At 62.4% G+C, this 4,685-nt stretch carries 6 protein-coding genes and 1 tRNA gene; 5 read left to right on the top strand and 2 right to left on the bottom strand.

Annotation, left to right across the window (positions count from 1 at the left end; genetic code table 11):
• Positions 1–26: 26 nt before the first annotated feature.
• Positions 27–650 carry an FMN-dependent NADH-azoreductase gene (locus ACOZK4_RS05180; protein ID WP_421590840.1) on the bottom strand — a complete coding sequence of 208 codons (624 nt, stop codon included), beginning with the start codon at positions 648–650 and terminating at the stop codon, positions 27–29.
• A 129-nt stretch (positions 651–779) separates the two neighbouring features.
• Here ACOZK4_RS05180 and ACOZK4_RS05185 point away from each other — a divergent pair, with 129 nt between their 5' ends.
• The 5 genes from ACOZK4_RS05185 (at position 780) to ACOZK4_RS05205 (ending at position 3,579) form a co-directional block, all read left to right on the top strand.
• Positions 780–1,727, top strand: coding sequence for a LysR family transcriptional regulator (locus ACOZK4_RS05185; RefSeq protein ID WP_421590841.1), 948 nt, complete (start codon positions 780–782; stop codon positions 1,725–1,727).
• A 55-nt stretch (positions 1,728–1,782) separates the two neighbouring features.
• A tRNA-Thr gene (locus ACOZK4_RS05190) sits at positions 1,783–1,858 on the top strand.
• A 74-nt stretch (positions 1,859–1,932) separates the two neighbouring features.
• A complete protein-coding gene (locus ACOZK4_RS05195; protein WP_421590843.1) occupies positions 1,933–2,127 on the top strand; it encodes a hypothetical protein in 195 nt (64 codons plus the stop codon).
• 145 nt (positions 2,128–2,272) lie between these two features.
• Complete coding sequence (locus ACOZK4_RS05200) at positions 2,273–3,046, top strand: NAD kinase (RefSeq protein ID WP_313524127.1); 774 nt, start codon at positions 2,273–2,275, stop codon at positions 3,044–3,046.
• A gap of 32 nt (positions 3,047–3,078) precedes the next feature.
• A complete protein-coding gene (locus ACOZK4_RS05205) occupies positions 3,079–3,579 on the top strand; it encodes a hypothetical protein (RefSeq protein ID WP_421590844.1) in 501 nt (166 codons plus the stop codon).
• Positions 3,580–3,634: 55 nt separating this feature from the next.
• Here the strand turns inward: ACOZK4_RS05205 and prfB are convergent.
• Positions 3,635–4,685: peptide chain release factor 2 (gene prfB, locus ACOZK4_RS05210; RefSeq protein ID WP_421590845.1), on the bottom strand; the 1,051-nt coding region annotated here is incomplete at its 5' end.

Below are 4,685 nucleotides of genomic sequence, written 5' to 3' on the forward strand. Positions count from 1 at the left end.
TTCGTGTTTGAACAGTCTGATCCCGCTTAGGAGGCGAGCTTCAGAACATTGCGATCGCCGATCGAGCGCTCGGCTTCGGAAATCGCCTGCACTTTCGAATCGGCCGAGAGATTGAGGCCTTCGGCGCGGACGATCTCAATATCGGTGACGCCGAGGAAGCCGAGCACGGCGCGCAGATAGCTTTCCTGATGATCCATCACGGCTGCCGGGCCGGCGCTGTAGTGACCGCCGCGGGTGGAGACGATGATGATTTTCTTGCCCTTGGCGAGGCCCTCCGGGCCTTCGGCCGTGTAGCGGAACGTCTTGCCGGCGACGGCGACGCGATCGATCCAGGCCTTGAGCTGGCTCGGCAGCGAGAAATTGTACATGGGCACGCCGAGGATGATCGTATCGGCGGCGAGGAATTCTTCCAGCACGACCTTGCTTTCGGCAAGCTCGGCCGCGATCTGCGTGTCGACCTGGTCCGGCGCGGCATTGGCGGCCATCAGATGCGCGCCGGAGAGATGCGGCAGCGGGTTGGACACGAGGTCGCGATAGGTGACGGTCGCGCCGGATTGTTCGGCCTTGATCTGGGCGGCGACGGCAGCGGTCAGGCGACGGGATACGGAATGATCTCCGAGAATGCCGGAGTCGATGTGAAGAACGTTCATGGGTCAGCACCTCTGTTCGGTTTGGGTGCAAAACATATGATCCGAAAACAATCGCGCGATTAGACGGCAAAAATCCAATTGACTGTTTCACCAGGGAAACAATAATCAGGTCATAACCGGAGACACCAGATGCAGGACCTGAACGATCTCGCTCTCTACGCCGCCGTCGTGCGGCACAAAGGCTTTACTGCGGCAGCAAATGCGCTGTCCGTGCCCAAATCGAAGATCAGCAAGCGGGTCGCGGCCCTCGAGGAGCAGCTCGGCGTGCGCCTCATCGAGCGCTCCACCCGAAAACTCGCCATCACCGACATCGGCCAGTCCTTCTATGAGCGCTGTGAGGCGGTGCTGTCAGGCGTCGAGGCGGCGGAGGCGGTCGTCGCCGTCGCCAAGGCGGAGCCGGCGGGAACCGTGCGGCTCTCCATGCCGCCGGGTTTTGCCCCGATGATGGCCGATGTGCTGCCGGGTTTCCTGAAACGTTATCCGCTGGTGCGCCTGTCAATCCTCACCACCGGGCGCCCCGTCGATCTCATCGAGGAGCGAATCGATGTCGCGCTGCGCGTGCGCGACAGCTACGACACGGACCAGTCGCTGATCGTGCGCCGTTTCGGCGCCACGCGCCGCTACCTCGCAGCAAGTCCGCGTTTTCTGGAGCGCTACGGCCCCGTCGATCTCGACACGATCGGCCGCATTCCCACGCTTTCCATGCAGGAAAACAATCCACGCGCCATCTGGACGCTGTTGCATTCAAGCGGCGAAATCCATGACGTCTCGCACTCACCGGTCCTTACCTGCTCGGATTTCAGCGTGCTGGAACGCGCGACGATCGAAGGCATCGGCCTCGGCCTGCTGCCCGACATCATCGTCGAGCGCGGCTTCCGCAACGGCGTGCTGACGCCGGTGCTGCCGGACTGGTCGTCGACAGAGGCGACGGTCCACGCCGTCTTCACCTCCCGTCACGGCATGCTGCCGGCGGTGCGCGCGCTGATCGACCACCTTGCCGAAAACCTGCCGCGCTCCATGCACCGCTGCCAGGAAATCGTGCCCAAACCGGCCGACGACAGCAACTGGTCGATCTGATCCACCCTTTTCGCTTTACTCCGCCGGAAAATATGCTAACTCCCTCGCATTGCGTGCCCTTATAGCTCAGTTGGTAGAGCACCTGATTTGTAATCAGGGGGTCCCGGGTTCGAGTCCTGGTGGGGGCACCATCATTTCCGCTTCGCGACAGAATGGACGATCGGCTTGGCCGGTTTTCGCGCGCGGCGTTCCGGAGGATTTTACCGTGGCTGCAGAAAACGAACCGGTCTCCAAGGTCAAGATCGAGAAGCGCTCGGACGGGAAATTCTTCGTCGCCTTGACGTTTCGTGGCGTGACCAATCCTCTGATCGGACCGTTTCGCAGCCCCTTCGAGGCTGCGGCAGCGGGTGAAGCGGCCTTGAAAGCGCTCGAAGCGCGCGCCGGTGCGCGCAAGGCCTGATCGGCGCCGGCTGCATTCTCACAGCCGTAATCACACGTCATTGTCATATTTTTCAGATGCGCATGCCGTAAAGGCATGCGACAAAGACCGGCCCTGCGCACCGCGCGGGGTTTGGAGCTTTGCATTGAGGATGCGGATCGGCGGCATGGCGCGTGACTTGAACACCCTTTCCTTCGTCGCCTCGCAGGCGCCCGAAGCGCAGGACGCGCGCAACGAACTGATCGCCATTTACGGCAATGCCGATCCGGAACAGGCTGACGTGATCGTCGCGCTCGGCGGCGACGGTTTCATGTTGCAGACGCTGCACACCACCATGAACACCGGCAAGCGGGTCTACGGCATGAACCGCGGCTCCATCGGCTTCCTGATGAACCGCTACGATTCGAGCAATCTGCTGGAGCGTATCGATGGCGCCGTCGAAAATGCCTTCCGCCCGCTGGAAATGGTGACGAGCGATGCGAGCGGCCAGGAGCGCCGGGCGCTTGCCATCAATGAGGTCTATCTCTTCCGGCAGTCCTATCAGGCGGCGAAGCTGCGCGTCAGCGTCGATGGCCGTGTGCGGCTGGAAGAATTGATCTGCGACGGCCTGCTGCTGGCGACGCCTGCCGGCTCCACCGCCTACAATCTTTCCGCCCATGGCCCCATCCTGCCGCTGGAGGCACCACTGCTGGCCTTGACGCCGGTCAGCCCCTTCCGCCCCCGGCGCTGGCGCGGGGCATTGCTGCCGAACAAGGTGACCGTCAAGATCGACGTGCTGGAAGCGGAGAAGCGCCCGGTCAATGCGGTGGCCGACAATACCGAGGTCAAGTCGGTGACCTCGGTACAGATCGCCGAATCGGCGGGCGTGTCGGCGCATATTCTCTCGGATCCGGATCATTCCTGGTCCGACCGGATTCTTGCCGAACAGTTCGATTACTGACACCCTCTCCTTTTCAGGGACAGGAGCAAACCATGAAACGCGCCCTCACCGCCGCTCTCGCCATTCTCCTGCTTGCCGGCACACCGGCCTTCGCCGAGGGAGAATCGCCGGTCTCCGAAGCGATTACCTTCGTGGTGAGCACCGGTTTCTGGGAAGAGCCTGCGGAGGGTGATGGCGATGCGGCTGCCGCGACGTCTGAAACTGCTGTCGCCGAAAAGCCTGCGCCTCGTCGCGGCTATTACAAGCTGATCGCCGTACGTCAGAAGGACGGCACGGCGCAGATCCATCTTCAGCAGATCGAGGCGACCGCCGACGGGCCGAAGATCGTTTCCTCGACGGTGCTCGAGGAATTCTCGGCGCTGAAGCCCTATGTCACGGATATCAGGCCGGAGAATTCATCCGGCGTCACCACCCAACCCGGCCTCTTCGCCACGGTCCATCTGAAGACGGAGCCGAAGGTCACCGAGCCGGAAAGCTGGACGGTGCTGATCGACGATCTCGGCGAGATCAAGATCGAGCGCGCGACGAACTGAGCGGATACGAAAACGGGCGCCGAAGCGCCCGTTCCCAAATGCGTTTTCGTCAACGTCAGTTGAGGTCGTCCACGACCGCGTCCGCGCCGCCGTTCACACGGTGGGCAAGGGCTGCTTCCATGAACTCGTTGAGTTCTCCGTCGAGAACATCCGACGGCGCCGTGCTTTCGACGCCGGTGCGCAGGTCCTTGACCAGCTGGTAGGGCTGCAGGACGTAGGAGCGGATCTGGTGGCCCCAGCCGATATCGGACTTGGAGGCCGCTTCGGCATTGGCCGCTTCTTCGCGCTTCTTCAGCTCCGCTTCGTAGAGACGGGCACGCAGCATGTCCCACGCCTTGGCGCGGTTCTTGTGCTGCGAACGCTCCTGCTGGCAGGCAACGACGATGCCCGACGGCATGTGCGTGATGCGCACGGCCGAGTCGGTCGTGTTGACGTGCTGCCCGCCGGCGCCCGACGAACGGTAGGTGTCGATGCGGCAGTCGCTCTCGTTGATATCGATGGTGATCGAATCATCGATGACCGGATAGACCCAGATCGACGAGAACGAGGTGTGACGGCGCGCATTGCTGTCATAGGGCGAGATGCGGACCAGGCGGTGCACGCCCGACTCAGTCTTCAGCCAGCCATAGGCATTGTGGCCCTTGACGAGCAGCGTCGCGGACTTGATGCCGGCTTCTTCGCCGTCATGGATTTCCAGGAGCTCCACCTTGTAGCCCGAGCGCTCCGCCCAACGGGTGTACATGCGCAGAAGCATGTTCGCCCAGTCCTGGCTTTCCGTGCCGCCGGCGCCGGAATGCACTTCGAGATAGGTGTCGTTGGTATCCGCCTCGCCTGAAAGCATGGCCTCGACCTGCTTGCGCGACGCCTCGGTGCGAACCGCCTTCAGGGCGTCTTCGGCATCCTTGACGATGTCGGCATCGCCCTCTTCCTCACCGAGTTCGATGAGTTCGATATTGTCCTTGAGCTGCTGCTCGATGGCGCGCACGCCATGGATGCTCTCGTCCAGCTGCTGGCGCTCGCGCATCAGCTTCTGGGCTTCCTGGGCATCGTTCCAGAGGTTGGGATCCTCTGCCTTGTTGTTCAACCAGTCCAGTCGTCTTACCGCC

Origin of the sequence: Shinella sp. M27 (genome assembly GCF_049199905.1) — a bacterium.
GTDB lineage: Bacteria > Pseudomonadota > Alphaproteobacteria > Rhizobiales > Rhizobiaceae > Shinella.

Coding starts and splice junctions, on each gene's coding strand:
- ACOZK4_RS05180 (WP_421590840.1), bottom strand. CDS start 650: ATGAACGTTCTTCACATCGACTCCGGCATTCTCGGAGATCATTCCGTA.
- ACOZK4_RS05185 (WP_421590841.1), top strand. CDS start 780: ATGCAGGACCTGAACGATCTCGCTCTCTACGCCGCCGTCGTGCGGCAC.
- ACOZK4_RS05200 (WP_313524127.1), top strand. CDS start 2,273: ATGGCGCGTGACTTGAACACCCTTTCCTTCGTCGCCTCGCAGGCGCCC.
- ACOZK4_RS05205 (WP_421590844.1), top strand. CDS start 3,079: ATGAAACGCGCCCTCACCGCCGCTCTCGCCATTCTCCTGCTTGCCGGC.